This window comes from Cloacibacterium caeni (genome assembly GCF_907163125.1).
GTDB lineage: Bacteria > Bacteroidota > Bacteroidia > Flavobacteriales > Weeksellaceae > Cloacibacterium > Cloacibacterium caeni_B.
Genome location: NZ_OU015319.1, coordinates 1,774,679 through 1,790,728, shown reverse-complemented (window position 1 = coordinate 1,790,728; position 16,050 = coordinate 1,774,679). Strand labels below are relative to the sequence as shown.

Here is a 16,050-nt window from a genome sequence, read left to right as displayed (position 1 = left end):
AAAACATCAAAGAATGTTCAGCGATTGCATATGACCTTTAAAAAATAATAAATAACTTCATATGAAAAAGGTACCTTTTCTAGTGATGGCTGCAGCTGCTGTGCTTACAGTAAGTTCATGTGCATCACAAAAACAATTACCAGAAAACGGAATTGCTCTTCAATTTATGGATACTTCAGTTCGTCCACAAGATGATTTCTTCACTTATGTAAACGGAAACTGGGTAAAAACGGTAGAAATTCCTTCGGATAAAGCAAGTTGGGGAAGTTTTAATGAACTTCGTGAGAAAACAGACGAAAACTCTTTAGCCATTTTGAATAATATTTTGACAGAGAAATATGCAGAAGGAACAGAAGGCAAAAAAATTCAAGATTTGTACTCTTCTTTCATGAATTGGGACAAGAGAAATGCAGACGGAATTAACCCAATTAAAGCAGATTTAGCAAAAATTGACGCGATAAAAACGGTAGCAGATTTACAAAAATATTTAGTAGAAGCTACACCAAATGGAGATAATATTTTCTACATGTGGAGAGTAGGAGCAGACCTTAAAGCGTCTAATGATAATGCAATTTATCTTGGCGGTCCAGCTTTAGGTTTAGGAAAAGATTACTATCAAAAAGAAAACGAAGCCAATACCAAAACTCTTGCAGAATACACCAAATATGTTTCGAGCATGTTGACAGTTTTGGGGTATCAAAATGCAAATGAAACTGCAGCTAAAATTGTAGATTTAGAAAAGAGATTGGCTAAAACTTTATTAACCAACGAAGAAGGAAGAGATGCCAATAAGCGTTACAATCCTAAAACTGTTTCAGAACTTTCTGGTTTGGTTAAAAATGTAGATTTAGCAGGATATTTAAATCAAGTTGGCGTAAAAACCGATAGAGTAATTCTTGGTGAACTAGGATATTTTAAAAACTTTGATGCTTTCGTAAACGAAGCGAATCTTCCATTGTTAAAAGATTACATGAAATACCACATGCTTTCTGGAAACGCTGGCGTTTTAGACAAAAAATTAGACGATATGCGTTTTGATTTTTACGGAAAATTCCTTCAAGGTCAAAAAGAACAACGTGCTATGAACAAGCGTGGACTGGAAGTAGTCAATGGTATTTTGGGTGAAGCTTTCGGCAAATTATATGTAGAAAAATATTTCCCTGCAGAAGCAAAAGAAGAAATGGTAACTATGGTAGATTATCTTAAAAAAGCTTACCATGACCACATCTCAAACCTTGATTGGATGAGTGATGAGACTAAAGTGAAAGCATTGGATAAATTATCAAAATTCAAAGTGAAAATCGCTTATCCGGATCAGTGGGAAGATTATTCTAAATTAACGGTAAGTCCAGATTCTTATTTCCAAAACAGACAAAACATCACGACTTGGAATTATGAGAAAAATTTAGAAAAAATTGGTAAAAAAGTAGATAAAACAAAATGGGGAATGACTCCTCAAACCGTAAACGCATATTACAGTGCTTCTAATAACGAAATTGTTTTCCCTGCTGGAATTTTACAAGCGCCATTCTTTAACTTCAAAGCAGATCCTGCAGTAAATTTCGGAGGAATTGGAGCGGTAATCGGTCACGAAATTTCTCACGGATTTGACGATGGTGGTTCTAGATTTGACGGAGATGGAAATCTTAACAATTGGTGGACAGACGAAGACAGAAAGAAATTTGAGGCCGCTACCGCTAAGTTAGATGCTCAATATTCTGCTTACGAACCGGTAAAAGGAAGTTTCGTAAACGGTAAATTTACCATGGGCGAAAATATTGCAGATTTAGGTGGTGTAAATATCGCTTTTGATGCACTTCAAATGTACCTTAAAGACAAAGGAAACCCAGGCAAAATAAGTGGATTTGACCAAAATCAAAGATTTTTCTTAAGTTGGGCAACAGTTTGGAGAACCAAAGGAACGGAGAAATTCTACATCAACCAAGTGAAAACAGATTCGCATTCTCCAGGAATGTACAGAGCATTTGGTCCACTAGTAAACACAGAAGCTTGGTATAAAGCATTTGGCGTAAAAGAAGGCGACAAACATTACAAAAAACCAGAAGACAGAATTAAAATCTGGTAAAAGTATAAAGTAGGGATTGAGTAGCTTCATCCTGCTTTCGCTACTCGCTTTTTTCTGCGGCGGCGAAGCCGCCGCAGAAAAAGAGCTCAAACATACCGCTCAATCAGGGCTATAAAACCACCGAAATTTCGGTGGTTTTTTGTTCCCCTCTTTTAGAGGGGTGGCAAAATTTGACAAAATTTTGACGGGGTGTTGCTTCATATTTTTATAAATTTACAACTATGAAATTTACTGTAGAAAAAAATATCGTTTTAGAAAATCTTGCAACCAAATCTTTTTTGGTAGATGCTTTTGTTCCAAAAAAAGAAGAGAAATTACCACTCGTAATTTTTGCTCATGGTTACAAAGGTTATAAAGATTGGGGCGCTTGGAATTTGATGGCGGAAAAGTTTGCTAAAAACGGATTTTATTTCGTGAAATTTAACTTTTCTCATAACGGAACTTCGCCTGAGAATCCAAATGATTTTGCAGATTTAGAAAGTTTCGCACAGAATAATTATTCTAAGGAATTGAGCGATTTAAATTTCGTAATAGAGCATTTTAGCAAAGATAATCGAGTAGAAGCAGAACATATTACTTTAATCGGACATTCTAGAGGTGGTGGAATCTCTATCATTGCTGCCTCTGAAAATTCTAAAATCAAAAACCTCATCACTTTGGCAAGTGTAGACACATTGAATAGATTTCCTGTTGGCGAAAAATTAGAAGAATGGAAAAATCAAGGTGTTTACTACAATTACAACAGCCGAACCAAGCAACAAATGCCTCATCATATTCAGTTTTTAGAAGATTACTTAGCAAATGAAGATAGATTTTCTGTAGAAAAAGCTGTTAAAAATTTTAAAGGAAATTTCTTAATTATTCACGGTTCAGAAGATGAAGCAGTTCCGTTTTCAGCTGCCGAAAATTTACATTCTTGGGCAGGAAAGTCAGAATTAATTCTGGTGGAAAAAGGCAACCATACTTTTGGAGCCAAAGAACCTTGGTTAGATTTTAAATTACCCACTTTGCTAAATGCTGTGGTGAATGATTGTATCAAATTTTTGAAATAAAAAACTTCGCCAAAGTTTTAAACTTTGGCGAAGTTAGATTAATTTTTTAAAATGGCATTTTTTTCAATGTCTTTAATTATTTTCTTCAAATTCTTTTTAGATAAAGTCTCTGAAGTATAATGAAAACTTGGCCCTTTTGTTTTTTCTTCGCGAGTTTGTAAAGAACTTGCTTTTTGCAAATAAATCTTTTTCATTTTTTTGATGTCATAAACTTCTATGATTGCAAAAGCTTCATTACTTGCATATCTTGTTTGTTCAGTAGGCTCTATTAATGAAAGATTATTCCTCACTTTTTTAGTATAAATGTTTACTAAATAATCAAAATCTGTAGCGTTTTTGAGTTGTTCAATTTCTTCTATTTCAGGGGAAAAAGATATTTTACCAGCTATTAAATTTTCGCTTCTTGCCTTTTCTAAAGTGTATGCGTTTCCTTTTGATAATTCATTGAATTTTTCAAAAATTTTCTTATTCAGTTCATCTCTATCATAAGAATTTAAATCTGTATAGATATTATTGATGAGCCATTTTTTATTTTGTTCAAAAACTAAATTTCTGCTATATCCATTATAATCTTGTTTAATATTTACAATACAACTTTGTAATAATAAAATCGTAAGTAATGCTACTATTTTTTTCATAATTTTTATTGAGTTAAAACTTTCCAAGCTTCCTCTATTTCGCCTTCTAAAAGCAGGTTTTGAGCTTCTAGATGTAAATTTTCATCTGCGAAGAAATTTCCTTCTGGGAGTTGTTCTACATTCGCCAACATTCCTAAATCATTTCCTGTAAAAACTTTGGAATGTTTAATTTCTGAAGGCAATTGATCAAAGCCAATTCCTTTGGTAACCAATGGTTTTGGAACTTCGAATAAAGTTTCTGGAGTTGTTCTTCCGTACCAGTTTCCGCCTAGTCTAGAAACCAAATCTAGTTTTTTCTGATCTAGGTTTCCTTCTTCATTTAAAAACTCTTCTCTGATATGAATTTTTAAAACTTCGCAGATGACTAAATTTCCAGCGCCACCTTCGTTTCCAAGAGGTTTTACCTCGATGACTTTGCATTCAAAATTCACGGGTGATTCTGTAATGAGTGGTGGTTTTACTAATTCTGCTGGTTTTTTAGTTAATCCAGATTTAATAAATTCATCTACACTCGTTTCATATTCTGTAGACGAAAGGGAAACTTGCTGAACCATATCAAAATTCACGTTTCCAATCACCACTTCTGGAACTTCTAGCACATTATGAAGTGTGTCTTTTGTAGAATTATCTCGAACTCTTCTTGCTGGAGAAAAAATTAAAATTGGTGGATTAGAACTGAATAAATTAAAAAAACTAAACGGCGAAAGATTCACATTTCCGTTTTTGTCTATGGTAGAAGCCAGTGCGATAGGTCGCGGAGAAACAGCCGTTTGCAAAATCATTTGCACTTGCATTGGTGATAATTCTGATGGATTGATTGTTTTCATTTTATATTAAAGCGATGAAAGTTATAAATGTTATACAAGTTATGAAAGTTTTTACTTTTTATTGATTAATGATTTTTTGAGATTAGTCAGCATTATTCTAATGAAAATTATTTGTTTTTTTATTTCATCATTTAAAGTGATATATTTTAATTTTTCAGCAATTTCTAATTGAGTTTCAAGCTCTGAAAGTGAGCCTTGAGAAATACTAAGAAATCTAAAGAATTCTTGATTTGATTCTCTACCAGCTCCTTCTGCAATATTAGAAGGAATAGAAATGGCTGCTCTTTTTATTTGATTAGTAAGTATAAATTTTTCTTCATCTGGAAATTGTTCTAAAAGTTTATAGATTTCTACAACAAAATCCATGGATTCTTGCCAAACTTTTAAGTCTTTATGTGAATTTATTTTTGACATATATTATTCTAAAATCTCTACTTTTTAACTTTTATAACCATATCACTTTCATAACTTACTTAGCTGGCAAAACTTTTCCTCTTACTTCTCCAAAACCTACTCTTATTCCGTTTTTTTCAGAGAAACCTCTCATAATGATGGTGTCGTGGTCTTCTATAAATTTTCTTTCAGTTCCATCTGAAAGTTTTAGCGGGTTTTGTCCGCGCCAAGTCAATTCTAGCATTGAACCAAAACTATTCGGTTCACTTCCAGAAATCGTTCCTGAAGCATATAAATCGCCAACTTCCACATTACAACCATTGATGGTGTGATGTGCCAATTGTTGCGTCATATTCCAGTACATGTATTTGTAATTGCTTTTGCAGATGAGGTTTTCTTCGCCGTTTTCTGGTTGTAAATACACTTCTAAGTTGATATCGAAATTTTTATCTCCTTCAAATTTCAGATAATCTAAAACTTCAGGTTCTTGTTTTGGTGATGCAGTTCTAAAGGGTTCTAAAGCTTCTAAGGTTACCACCCAAGGTGAAATAGACGAACAGAAATTTTTCCCTAAAAATGGACCAAGAGGAACATATTCCCAACTCTGAATGTCTCTAGCACTCCAATCGTTAAAAATCACCATTCCAAATATTGCATCTTCGGCTTCTTGAGTAGAGATACTTTCGCCAATTTCTGTATTTTTATTCAATACAAAAGCCATTTCTAGCTCAAAATCTAATTGTTTTGAAGCACCAAAAATTGGTTTTTCTGCATCTGCAGGTTTCATTTGACCTTTTGGTCTGTGAAAATTAATTCCCGAAACCACGATAGAAGAAGCACGACCGTGATAACCTACCGGTAAATGTTTCCAATTCGGGAGCAATGCATTTGCAGGGTCACGAAACATTTTTCCCACATTGGTAGCGTGTTCTATACTGCTGTAAAAATCAGTATAATTCTGTACGTGAAGTGGCATCATCATTTGTACTTTATCTAAATCATAGAAACATTCTTCTATGGTTTTTTCGTCATGAGACAGCGATGAACCTTCTAATAAAAGTTCCTGAATTTTTAAACGAACAGCATTGGTTACCGGTTTTCCGAGTTCTATAAATTCATTGAGCGTGTATGCTTCGAAAACGTTTTCATTTAACCCTTCTATTTCGTCAAAAAATCCGTAATCGTATAAAGTAGCAAGGTCTATCACCAAATCGCCAATTCTGGTACAACAAGCGATGTATTCTCTGTTAAAAACCGCTACACCAAAAGGAATATTATGAATAGAAAAATCTGAATTTTGAGGATAATTTATAAAAGATTTCATGTCTTAAAATTTGTTTTAAAGATATAAAAAAGCCCGAAAACAAAAGAATTTCGGGCAATATTTATGATTTGAAATAAATTCAAAAAGTTTTAAAAGTATATTTTTTTATAGGTTGCCTCTTCTGGCTTGTTCTCTTTCTAAGGCTTCAAATAATGCTTTGAAATTACCAGCTCCGAAGCTTTGCGCACCATGTCTTTCTATAATTTCGTAGAAAAGAGTAGGGCGGTCTTCTACAGGTTTTGTAAAAATTTGTAAAAGATAACCTTCTTCGTCACAGTCGATTAGAATTCCTAAATCTTGAAGTTTTTTAATGTCTTCGTGTATTGTTCCCACTCTTTCTGGAACCATTTCGTAGTAAGCTTCTGGTGGTGCTGAAAGGAATTCTACTCCTCTCGCTTTCAATTCTGTTACCGTTTTTATGATGTCTTTAGTCGCTACTGCAATGTGCTGAACTCCTTCTCCTTCGTAGAAATCTAGATATTCTTCTACCTGAGATTTTTTCTTTCCTTCTGCTGGTTCATTAATAGGGAATTTAGCAAATCCGTTTCCGTTGCTCATTACTTTTGACATGAGTGCAGAATATTCGGTGTTAATTTGCTTATCGTCAAAACTTAAAATATTCACAAATCCCATTACTTCTTCATACCATTTTACCACAGGAATCATTCTGTCCCAACCTACATTTCCTACGCAATGGTCTACATAAAGCAATCCACAATCCGAAGGGTTATAATCAGATTCCCATTTTTCGTATCCTGGCATAAATGGCCCGTCGTAATTTTTTCTTTCGATGAACATGTGAACGGTTTCGCCGTAGGTATAAATTCCTGCCATTTTTACTTCCCCGAATTCATCTTTTAGCGTTTTGGGCTCCAAGTAAGGTTTTGCACCACGATTTGTGGTTTCTTCAAATGCTTTATAGGCATCATCTACCCAAAGTGCAAGAATTTTTACTCCATCACCATGTTTTTTTTGGTGTTCACAAATTGGTGAATCCGAAGATAAACCAGAGGTAAGAACCAATCTTATTTTTCCTTGTTGCACTACATAAGAAGCTCTATCTCTTACGCCAGTTTCTGGCCCTGCATAAGCTACGCTCTGAAAACCGAAAGCAGTTTTGTAATAATGGGCTGCTTGCTTAGCATTTCCTACATAAAATTCTATATAATCTGTTCCATTTATTGGAAGAAAATTCTCTGCCTGCGCTATTTTTTCGGCAAAAGTAAGTGTGCTCATTTTTCTCTTTTTATTTGGAGTTTGTTATGTGCCAAATTACAAATATTGTGTGATGCGCACAAAAAAATTGTCAACATTCGATAATAAATTAGAAGCTGTAGGTAATGTTTAATCCTAAACTTGTGTTTTTTGTGTTGTAGAAATGATAAGTTTGAACACTAGGTGAAATAGAAACTGATTTTTTATAATTTTTTTCGGCAGAAATATATAGAGGAATGGAGCCAATAATAGAAATAATACCTAAAGAAGCAATGGAGTAACCAGTAACTTCGTTTTTAGAAAATACTAGATTTGCAGCTTCTGATTCTTGTTTTGAAATGATGAAACCTGTAAAAAGTAAAACACCTCCCGTTACAGAAAGTATGGTTGCATTCCTTTTTTGCTTTTTATACTTGTTAAAATAAATATCAGAAACTATCTTTTCATTTTCTTTTTGTTGGGAATAAAATTTTATGGAACAAACCAAAAAAATTAAAAGAAATAAGTTTTTCATAGCATTAAATTTTCATCAAAGTTATGCTGTTATAAACTCAAAAAAATTGATTCAAATCAAGATTCCAAATTTTTCTTACATCTGCAATATGTTTCTGGAGTAATCTGCAAATAAGAAGCAATTACCTTGTCTGTTAATCTAGTTTCTAATTCTGAATTTTCTTTTAAAAAGATTTCAGTTTTTTCTTTGGGTGAAAAAGAGGTAAGGAATTCTATTCTTTTGATTTGAAAATTCTGAAATTCTTCTAAAATTTTTACATATAAAGATTGTGCATTGGCAGAAATAGAAGTTATTTTTTCAAAATTTTCTTTAGAAATAGCAAAAACGATAGTGTTCTCTAATGCTTGAATGGTTGCTGGTGAAGCAATTCTTTCTTGAAAACTGAGCAGAATAGTACAGAATTTATTTTCGGAAACAATCAGTCGAGTAAATTCGCTTCCATTAGCATTCACATGAAAAGTTCTGAGCAATCCTTTGTCAATAAAATATAGATAATTGCAGATTTCTCCAGCATTTAAAATAATTTCATTTTTTTGATATTCTTTAATTTCAAAATATTTAGAGATTAAACTTTCTTCTTCCAAACAGAGTGTAACCGAAGAATTAATAAATTTTAGTAAAGAATCAATGGAGTTATTCATGGTGTTTTTTGAGTATTTAAATTTATAAAATTTTTATGACTCATAAATAAACCTATCAAAAAGATAGGTTCTAAAAGTTTACAATGCGTGTGATTTAAATCGTTCGAAGCAGAATTTATCAAGCATTTCTCTGTCATCAGGATGGGCAATGTCTATGAGTAGTTTTGCACGCTGTCTCATGTTTTTTCCGTAGAGATAAGCTACTCCATATTCTGTTACTACATAGTGAATATGACCTCTGGTTGTTACTACACCAGCTCCTTCTTTTAGGTAAGGAACAATTCTAGGAATTCCTTTTTTGGTTCTAGAAGTAAGGGCAATAATAGGTTTTCCACCTTCAGAAAGTGCAGCTCCACGAATAAAATCCATTTGTCCGCCAATTCCTGAATATTGATAAGTGCCAATAGAATCTGCACAAACTTGACCTGTTAAATCTACTTCTATAGCAGAATTGATGGCTACTAATTTTTTGTTTCTTCTAATGATAGAAGGATTGTTTACATGAGTCACATCCATAAACTGGAATGAAGGATTGTTGTCTATGAAATCGTATAATTTTTTTGTCCCAAAACAAAATGCAGTAATGGTTTTGTTGAGATGTGTTCCTTTATATTTATTGTTTACTACGTCATTCGCAACTAAATCTATGATTCCGTCACTAATCATTTCCGTGTGTACACCTAAATCTTTGTGATTGTGTAGTGAACTTAGAACCGCATCTGGAATCGTGCCAATTCCCATTTGAAGCGTAGATTTATCTTCTACCATTTCGGCAATGTATTTTCCGATGGTTCTTTCATCATCAGAAACTTTCGCAGCGTAATCTACTGTTAATAAATCGGTTTCATGCCAAACCATTTTATCAATTCTTTTTACATGAAGCATAGAATCTCCTAGTGTTCTTGGCATTTTAGGATTTACCTGTGCAATTACATATTTTGCAGAATCTACGGCACTTCTCGCTACGTCTACAGAAGTTCCCAGGGAACAATAACCGTGCTGATCTGGTGGTGAAACCTGAATAATGGCTACATCTAACGGAAGAATATTATTTTTAAATAAAATAGGGATTTCACTCAAAAAAACGGGAACAAAATCTCCTCTGTCACTATTTACCGCTTCTCTTACTGGTGCCGAAACAAAAAGTGAGTTGATGTAAAAACTGTCTCTATATTCTGGTTTTGCGATTTCTACTTCACCTTGAACGGTAATAGAAACCACCTCTACATCTCTTAATCTATGGGCTTGTTTTGCTAATTCCGAAATCAAATAATTAGGTGTGCAAGCACTCCCGTGAAAAAATATTCTTTGGTTGCTCTGGACAAGTGATAAGGCTTCTTCTGCCGTGACGTAATTATACATAATATAATCGTTTTTATGTTTCTAAACTTTTCAATTTTCTCTGTTTCCCAAAGTTACATTTTTATGAAGAATGTACAAGATGAGATTTATCAAATAAAGTTCTGATTTTTTGATAATATTGACCTGTTTTTGTGCTAAAGTGCATAAAAATAGGAATTTTTAACCCATAAAATTTTTAAATGTTTATTCGGGTTTTTACTCTTGACTTCTGTCGTGTAAATAATTTTCTTCAGTATCTAACCAACTGGTAGCGTAAGATTTATCTTCCACTTTCATCGCTTCTTCTGTAATTTTCAGTGGTCTGAAAGGATCTATCATTACCGCATATTCTTCGGTAAATTTTTTGCCAATGCTTCTTTCCATCGCACCAGGATGAGGTCCGTGAACAATTCCGCCAGGATGAAGCGTAAAATCCATTAAGTCAATGTGATTTCGGCTCATAAAATCTCCTTCAGTGTAGAAAAGAACCTCGTCTGAATCTATATTGGAGTGGTTATATGGTGCAGGAATCGCTTGAGGATGATAATCGTACATTCTCGCCACAAAAGAACAAATTACAAAATTATGCGCTTCAAAATTCTGATGAATGGGTGGTGGTAAATGTACTCTTCCCGTAATCGGTTCAAAATTTTTGATATTGAATTTATAAGGGTAGAAATAACCGTCCCAACCTACCACATCAAAAGGATGCGTAGCGTAAATAAAATCCCAAATCAGGTTTTCTTTTTTTACTTTAATGAGAAATTCTCCTTTTTCGTCTTTGGGTTCTACAAAAGTGGGTGCGATAATATCTCTTTCGCAAAAAGGGGAATGTTCCAGCAATTGCCCGAACTCATTTCTGTATCTTTTTGGCGTATAAATCGGGGAGTGTGCTTCTAAAAAGAAAAAGACATTTTCTTTAGTTTCTAACTCTACTTGATAAATCGTTCCTCTTGGAATGATAAGATAATCTCCTTTTTCGAAGTCTAAATTCCCTACAAAGGTTTTCAGTGTGCCTTTTCCTTCATGTACGAAAAGCAGTTCGTCACATTCTGCATTTTTATAAAAATAATCAGTAGATTTTTTAGGCTTTGCCAAGCCCATTTTTAAATCGTTGTTTAACAACAAAACTTTTCTACTTTCTAAATAATCATTTTCTGGAGTGATTTGTACACCTTTAAACATTCGCGGCGTGATGTTTCGGTCTACTGCAATTTTTGGAGTAACATCTTTTGGTGTTCCAATAGATTTAATCTGTGTAGGTCTGTAAATATGATACAGTAACGAAGAGATTCCGTGAAAACCTTCAGTCCCAAAAAGCTGTTCGTAATAGAAATTCCCTTCCTCGGATTTAAAAATGGTATGTCTTTTTTGCGGAATTTTTCCTAATGTGGTGTATCTCATTTCTACTGGTGTTCTGATTTTTCCAAATATAATAAAATTTAGAAATCTCACTCCATAAAAAACTCCCGATAGATTTCGGGAGGAGAAATGGTATTAGTTCAGTCGAAAAATTTAAGTGTTGATATAGTGGGTAAGATTTTCGATGACGTCTTTTTGGTGCAATAAAACTTCGTCTAGAAGGTCTTTTACAGAAATTAGACCGATGAGTGTTTCATTTTCTACCACAGGCAAATATCTCACATTGAGTTGAGTCATGATTTCCATACATTTTTCGATGGGGTCATTTTTAGAAAGTTTTGGGAGGTCTGTTCTCATAATTTCTTTTACCGGAAGTTGCTTAGAACTTTTGTTGAGGAGAACAACTTGGCGTGCGTAATTTCTCTCCGAAAGAATGCCGAGATATCGTGTTCCATCCATTACAATAACAGAGCCTATGTTTTTGTCTGCCATTAATTTTAAAGCTTCGAAAACGGTTTTTTCAGGTTCGATGATGGCGAGTTCTCTTGATTTTCTATCAAGAATGTGTTTTATAGTTCTCATATTCATGTGGTTTTAGTGTGTTTCTAAAATTAATAAAATATTTTGAATATGAAATAGTTAGAGAAAAAAAATCTAAAATTTTTGAGAAAATATTTCGCTACAATGTACTTAAAATGATGGAAAATTATCTGCTATTGCGATGTACATAGCTTATTTTAACTTTTTGTAAAACGCAAAGATGTTTTAATGATTTATTTGCAATTTTAAGTGAGGAAAGTATACAAATCAATTCGTTTTTTAAGTGTAGACTTAATCCAATTCGCTAGCGAATTTTATCTTTGCTTGCTTAATTTTTTTACTTTAAAGTTTTAAAAACTTTGCGTTTTAAAAGGATGAAGGATTGATTTTTATTTAAGTCAAAGAAATTCCGCCAAGATTTCCGCTGCTCATCATCAGGAAAGCAGCATTTGATTTTTCTAGATTTTGCCAAAAATTTTTCAAATCATCCGCATTGGTAAAAACCTGTAAATTTTCCTTCCCGAAAGATTCTTTAATCAATTCAGGCGAAATAGGAGTCATATTTTTAATTTTCAAAGCTTCCAAATCATAAAAAACCACCGCTTTATCAAGTTGGGCTAAAGTATTTTTGTATTGAGGCAAAAACGCGGGATTCAGAGAAGAGTAGGTGTGAAGTTCTAGAAAACCTACTTTGTTCATATTGGGAAATTGTTCTGCAAAAGCGTCTACCGATGCTTTCACTTTGCTTGGTGCGTGTGCAAAATCTCTGTACAAAATCACATCATCATTTCTTTTTACCTTTTCTAAACGTTTTGATGCGCCAGAGAAACTCATCATAGCTTCGTAGAAATCTTCGTCTAAAATGCCCAATTGATTGCAAATAAGCCTTGCTCCTTCTAAATTCAGTAAATTGTGCTTTCCGAAAATTTTAAGCGGAATTTGCCCCATTTCTGTCTCTACTGAAGTTTTACCGTTTTTGGTTTCGTAGTTGGGCGTTTTGTAAGGCATTTTTCTGAAATAATTCTCCGCTTCGTCTACCAGTTTTACTAAGTTTTCATCTTCTTCATTGTACACTAAAATTCCACCAGAAGTAATATTTTTAATGAAATTTCTAAAAGCGTCTACATATTCTTCTTCCGTTTTAAAAACATTGATATGATCCCAAGAAATTCCTGAAATCAAAGCGATATTCGGATGATAATGCAAGAATTTCGGACGAGAATCTATCGGCGAAGAAAGATATTCGTCTCCTTCCAAGATGATAAAATCATTTTCTGAAGAAATTTTAACCATGCAGTCAAAACCATCTAACGGTGCTCCAACCATAAAATCTGTGTCGAAATGATGGTATTGCAACGTATGAAGAACCATCGAAGTAATGGTGGTTTTACCGTGAGAACCTGCAATCACCACTCTGGTTTTTTCTTTGCTCTGTTCGTATAGAAATTCTGGATAAGAGTAAATTTTAATGCCCAATTCTTGAGCTTTCAAGAGTTCAGGATTCTCTTTTTTGGCGTGCATTCCTAGAATAACTGCGTCTAGATTTTCAGAAATTTTCTCAGGAAACCAACCTAAACCTTCAGGAAGAAGTCCGTTTTTTTGCAATTGAGAAAGAGAAGGTTCAAAAATAGCATCATCTGAACCTGTGATTTGGTAACCTTTATTTTTGAGAGCTATGGCAAGATTGTGCATCGCAGCACCGCCAATCGCAATGAAATGAATGTTCATATTTCAATTAAAATTAAAAAGAGCCAAGTAAAAAGAGCCAAGTAAAATTTAATAAAATAAGTTTACTCGTCTTTTTTCTCTTGTTTTTTGCGCTCCTGATATTCTTTGTCGTAATCGTGTAACACGTTATGCTCAGGAGTTTGCTCGATGGCGTGCATAATTTTGTTAAGAATATCTTCCGCTTTTTCGTTGTCGTAATCTATATCTAGTGGCGCTTTGAACTGCATAGTAGGTTCTACACCTGTCACTTTTACTCTCAATCCTTTTTTGTCAAATGCTCTTCGGAATCCATTGATTTTGATAGGAATAACGATACAACGCTGCTGCTGAACGAGTTTAGCTGTTCCTTTTCTACCTTGTGCAAAAGCAGAAGTAGTACCTTGCGGAAAAGAAATTACCCAACCATTATCTAGCGCTTTCAGAATATTTTCTACTTCTCTTAAATCTACCATTCTGTTCACATTTTTTCCTTCGGCGCGCCAAGTTCTTTTTACGGTAATTGCTCCAGCCAATTTAAAAATTCTTGCCAAAATCCCTTTATTCATGGTTTCTTCTGCGGCTACGTAGTAAAAATCTACTTTTGGATTCAGCAGGTAGACAGGATTTTTGATGGTGTTCATGTATCCATTATTCACGGCACAGAAAACGTGGTACATTGCTGCTACATCAGCAAAATACGTTTGGTGATTAGATACGAACAATACATTGTTTTTCGGGAGGTTTACCAAATGCTCGGTTCCTGTAATTTTCAGTTTGTTGAACCCATTAAATCTTCTGTAGGAAATCATTCCCAAGATGAAGATGATAAATCTCTTTAAAAAGTAAATATTCCCGAAAGAATCTGTAAAAATGCTTTTCTTCGCCATTTTTCAAGCAGCTTGAAGCCAAATTTTATTAAACACAAATGATTTTTCTGCGCTATTAATTTTTAACCGAAAAAGTGACAAAAGCTATATTTGTTTTAAAGTTTCCTAAAATGAAAAAGATTAAACAATACTTTTTCTTCTTTTGAAAGACTTATTTTCAAGCTTTTCTTTTGTGGCTTTTGTGGTTTAAAAATTTTTTGATAATGAATTAAACATCAAAATGCAGATTGCAAATTTAAACATTTTTTAGCAACTCGTTCAATTCACTCAAAATCATAGAAGTGGCACCCCAAATTTTATGGTTTTGGAAATCAAAATAAGGAACTTTATATCCATTGGTTCGTGGCAATTCCATGGTTAAAGGTGGTTTTGGCAAATCTCGAATCACAGAAAGTGGAACTTCTAGAATTTCTTGAACTTCGGTTTGTTGGTGATTAAAATCTGGCCAAGATTCGGAGTAAGACAGAAAAGCATACACGAAAAAATTACTTGGCGGAATATAAATAGGAGAGAGTTCTCTCACGATTTTGATTTGTGAAGTGGTAACGCCTATTTCTTCCCAAGTTTCACGGATGGCGGTTTCTGCAAAATCTGCATCGGTGTCATCTTTTTTACCACCAGGAAGCGAAATTTGCCCAGAATGTCTGTCATTCTCATTGTGGGTTCTGTGGATGAGCGGAAAGTGCCATTCTCCGTTTTTGGGATAGAGTAAAATATTAACGGCGGCGTATTTAGGATTTTTGGCCAAAATTTCTTCTTGCGTGAGCAGAGAACGATAAGGTGGCGCATAATCTTTTTGCGCATCAAAACCGCCCAACTCTGCGTCTTGCAACTGCTGTAATAGTATTTCTAAAGAATTTTGCATTGCTCAAAAATAGGGAATTTTTAGCAGAGCTTGTTTTAAAGGATTGTTAAATATTGATAAGATTTTCCTCGAATCAAGTTAGGGTCTGAGTTGAGTTTCCTTTTACATTTGTTCGTGGTTTGTTCGTGATTTTGGGTACTTTTCCGAGGCTGATTCGAAGGAAACACGAAGAAACCACGAACAAACCCCAAACTTGACTGCTCTTTTACCCGAATTAGAGTAGAAGTTCTTTTATAGAAAAACCTCTGCGAAAGCAGAGGTTTTTGGGTTTTTTATTGAAAGTCACGGATTATAAATCTGGGAGATTGGTGATATTTTATATTATAAGTTTCTTTTAAAAAAAAAGGAAAATTTTAGGGGAAAATCGTTTATTAGTTATGAAAGATTTAGCAAATGGATTTAAAGATAAGCATGATATTAAATTTGAAGGTAAAATTTTTATGATTATAAATTTTTTTTTAGAAAAAAGGAAAATTTTATGGGAAAATCGTTTATTAGTTATGAGAGATTTAGCAAATGGATTTATAGATAACCATGATATTAAATTTGAGGGCTAAATTTTTATGATTATAAAATTTTTTTTTAAGAAAAAGGGAAAATTTTATGGGAAAATCGTTTATTATTTATGAGAGATTTAGCAAATGGATTTATAGATAAA

16 protein-coding genes are annotated in these 16,050 nt (G+C 33.6%); 3 read left to right on the top strand and 13 right to left on the bottom strand.

The window, feature by feature from the left end; genetic code table 11:
* Positions 1-85: 85 nt before the first annotated feature.
* Complete coding sequence (locus KKQ79_RS08125) at positions 86-2,086, top strand: M13 family metallopeptidase (RefSeq protein ID WP_430982101.1); 2,001 nt, start codon at positions 86-88, stop codon at positions 2,084-2,086.
* Positions 2,087-2,307: 221 nt separating this feature from the next.
* Positions 2,308-3,138, top strand: coding sequence for an alpha/beta hydrolase family protein (locus KKQ79_RS08120; protein WP_213189701.1), 831 nt, complete (start codon positions 2,308-2,310; stop codon positions 3,136-3,138).
* Between the two features lie 38 nt (positions 3,139-3,176).
* On the opposite strand, the gene KKQ79_RS08115 is transcribed toward KKQ79_RS08120, so the two are convergent.
* The 13 genes from KKQ79_RS08115 to KKQ79_RS08055 form a co-directional block, all read right to left on the bottom strand.
* The gene (locus KKQ79_RS08115) at positions 3,177-3,776 is read right to left on the bottom strand and encodes a hypothetical protein (RefSeq protein ID WP_213189700.1); all 600 of its coding nucleotides are present in this window, start codon (positions 3,774-3,776) and stop codon (positions 3,177-3,179) included.
* A 5-nt stretch (positions 3,777-3,781) separates the two neighbouring features.
* Positions 3,782-4,603 (bottom strand): flavin reductase family protein, encoded by an 822-nt coding sequence (locus KKQ79_RS08110; RefSeq protein ID WP_213189699.1) that lies wholly within the window; start codon positions 4,601-4,603, stop codon positions 3,782-3,784.
* 51 nt (positions 4,604-4,654) lie between these two features.
* On the bottom strand, positions 4,655-5,017 hold the full coding sequence (locus tag KKQ79_RS08105) for a four helix bundle protein (RefSeq protein WP_213189698.1): 363 nt from the start codon (positions 5,015-5,017) through the stop codon (positions 4,655-4,657).
* Between the two features lie 55 nt (positions 5,018-5,072).
* A complete protein-coding gene (gene fahA, locus KKQ79_RS08100) occupies positions 5,073-6,320 on the bottom strand; it encodes a fumarylacetoacetase (RefSeq protein WP_213189697.1) in 1,248 nt (415 codons plus the stop codon).
* Between the two features lie 105 nt (positions 6,321-6,425).
* On the bottom strand, positions 6,426-7,556 hold the full coding sequence (hppD, locus tag KKQ79_RS08095) for a 4-hydroxyphenylpyruvate dioxygenase (protein WP_213189696.1): 1,131 nt from the start codon (positions 7,554-7,556) through the stop codon (positions 6,426-6,428).
* Positions 7,557-7,644: 88 nt separating this feature from the next.
* A complete protein-coding gene (locus tag KKQ79_RS08090; RefSeq protein ID WP_213189695.1) occupies positions 7,645-8,049 on the bottom strand; it encodes a hypothetical protein in 405 nt (134 codons plus the stop codon).
* A 56-nt stretch (positions 8,050-8,105) separates the two neighbouring features.
* Positions 8,106-8,690 (bottom strand): Crp/Fnr family transcriptional regulator, encoded by a 585-nt coding sequence (locus tag KKQ79_RS08085; RefSeq protein ID WP_213189694.1) that lies wholly within the window; start codon positions 8,688-8,690, stop codon positions 8,106-8,108.
* 78 nt (positions 8,691-8,768) lie between these two features.
* Entirely contained in the window at positions 8,769-10,052 is a 1,284-nt protein-coding gene (locus KKQ79_RS08080; RefSeq protein ID WP_213189693.1) for an acetyl-CoA hydrolase/transferase family protein, read from the bottom strand.
* Positions 10,053-10,247: 195 nt separating this feature from the next.
* On the bottom strand, positions 10,248-11,435 hold the full coding sequence (locus KKQ79_RS08075; protein WP_213189692.1) for a homogentisate 1,2-dioxygenase: 1,188 nt from the start codon (positions 11,433-11,435) through the stop codon (positions 10,248-10,250).
* A gap of 111 nt (positions 11,436-11,546) precedes the next feature.
* A complete protein-coding gene (locus KKQ79_RS08070; RefSeq protein WP_213189691.1) occupies positions 11,547-11,975 on the bottom strand; it encodes a CBS domain-containing protein in 429 nt (142 codons plus the stop codon).
* Between the two features lie 351 nt (positions 11,976-12,326).
* A complete protein-coding gene (locus tag KKQ79_RS08065; protein ID WP_213189690.1) occupies positions 12,327-13,661 on the bottom strand; it encodes a UDP-N-acetylmuramate--L-alanine ligase in 1,335 nt (444 codons plus the stop codon).
* A gap of 62 nt (positions 13,662-13,723) precedes the next feature.
* Positions 13,724-14,527, bottom strand: a complete 804-nt coding sequence (locus KKQ79_RS08060) for a lysophospholipid acyltransferase family protein (RefSeq protein WP_213189689.1) — start codon at positions 14,525-14,527, stop codon at positions 13,724-13,726.
* Positions 14,528-14,762: 235 nt separating this feature from the next.
* Complete coding sequence (locus KKQ79_RS08055; protein WP_213189688.1) at positions 14,763-15,392, bottom strand: NUDIX hydrolase; 630 nt, start codon at positions 15,390-15,392, stop codon at positions 14,763-14,765.
* 377 nt (positions 15,393-15,769) lie between these two features.
* Between KKQ79_RS08055 and KKQ79_RS08050 the strand changes: the two genes are divergently transcribed.
* Positions 15,770-15,949, top strand: a complete 180-nt coding sequence (locus KKQ79_RS08050; RefSeq protein ID WP_213189687.1) for a hypothetical protein — start codon at positions 15,770-15,772, stop codon at positions 15,947-15,949.
* Positions 15,950-16,050: the final 101 nt, after the last annotated feature.

What these genes read in the sequence shown, in the direction of transcription:
- KKQ79_RS08125 (WP_430982101.1), top strand. Translation starts at nt 86, where the DNA reads ATGGCTGCAGCTGCTGTGCTTACAGTAAGTTCATGTGCATCACAAAAA.
- KKQ79_RS08120 (WP_213189701.1), top strand. Translation starts at nt 2,308, where the DNA reads ATGAAATTTACTGTAGAAAAAAATATCGTTTTAGAAAATCTTGCAACC.
- KKQ79_RS08115 (WP_213189700.1), bottom strand. Translation starts at nt 3,776, where the DNA reads ATGAAAAAAATAGTAGCATTACTTACGATTTTATTATTACAAAGTTGT.
- KKQ79_RS08110 (WP_213189699.1), bottom strand. Translation starts at nt 4,603, where the DNA reads ATGAAAACAATCAATCCATCAGAATTATCACCAATGCAAGTGCAAATG.
- KKQ79_RS08105 (WP_213189698.1), bottom strand. Translation starts at nt 5,017, where the DNA reads ATGTCAAAAATAAATTCACATAAAGACTTAAAAGTTTGGCAAGAATCC.
- fahA (WP_213189697.1), bottom strand. Translation starts at nt 6,320, where the DNA reads ATGAAATCTTTTATAAATTATCCTCAAAATTCAGATTTTTCTATTCAT.
- hppD (WP_213189696.1), bottom strand. Translation starts at nt 7,556, where the DNA reads ATGAGCACACTTACTTTTGCCGAAAAAATAGCGCAGGCAGAGAATTTT.
- KKQ79_RS08090 (WP_213189695.1), bottom strand. Translation starts at nt 8,049, where the DNA reads ATGAAAAACTTATTTCTTTTAATTTTTTTGGTTTGTTCCATAAAATTT.
- KKQ79_RS08085 (WP_213189694.1), bottom strand. Translation starts at nt 8,690, where the DNA reads ATGAATAACTCCATTGATTCTTTACTAAAATTTATTAATTCTTCGGTT.
- KKQ79_RS08080 (WP_213189693.1), bottom strand. Translation starts at nt 10,052, where the DNA reads ATGTATAATTACGTCACGGCAGAAGAAGCCTTATCACTTGTCCAGAGC.
- KKQ79_RS08075 (WP_213189692.1), bottom strand. Translation starts at nt 11,435, where the DNA reads ATGAGATACACCACATTAGGAAAAATTCCGCAAAAAAGACATACCATT.
- KKQ79_RS08070 (WP_213189691.1), bottom strand. Translation starts at nt 11,975, where the DNA reads ATGAGAACTATAAAACACATTCTTGATAGAAAATCAAGAGAACTCGCC.
- KKQ79_RS08065 (WP_213189690.1), bottom strand. Translation starts at nt 13,661, where the DNA reads ATGAACATTCATTTCATTGCGATTGGCGGTGCTGCGATGCACAATCTT.
- KKQ79_RS08060 (WP_213189689.1), bottom strand. Translation starts at nt 14,527, where the DNA reads ATGGCGAAGAAAAGCATTTTTACAGATTCTTTCGGGAATATTTACTTT.
- KKQ79_RS08055 (WP_213189688.1), bottom strand. Translation starts at nt 15,392, where the DNA reads ATGCAAAATTCTTTAGAAATACTATTACAGCAGTTGCAAGACGCAGAG.
- KKQ79_RS08050 (WP_213189687.1), top strand. Translation starts at nt 15,770, where the DNA reads ATGAAAGATTTAGCAAATGGATTTAAAGATAAGCATGATATTAAATTT.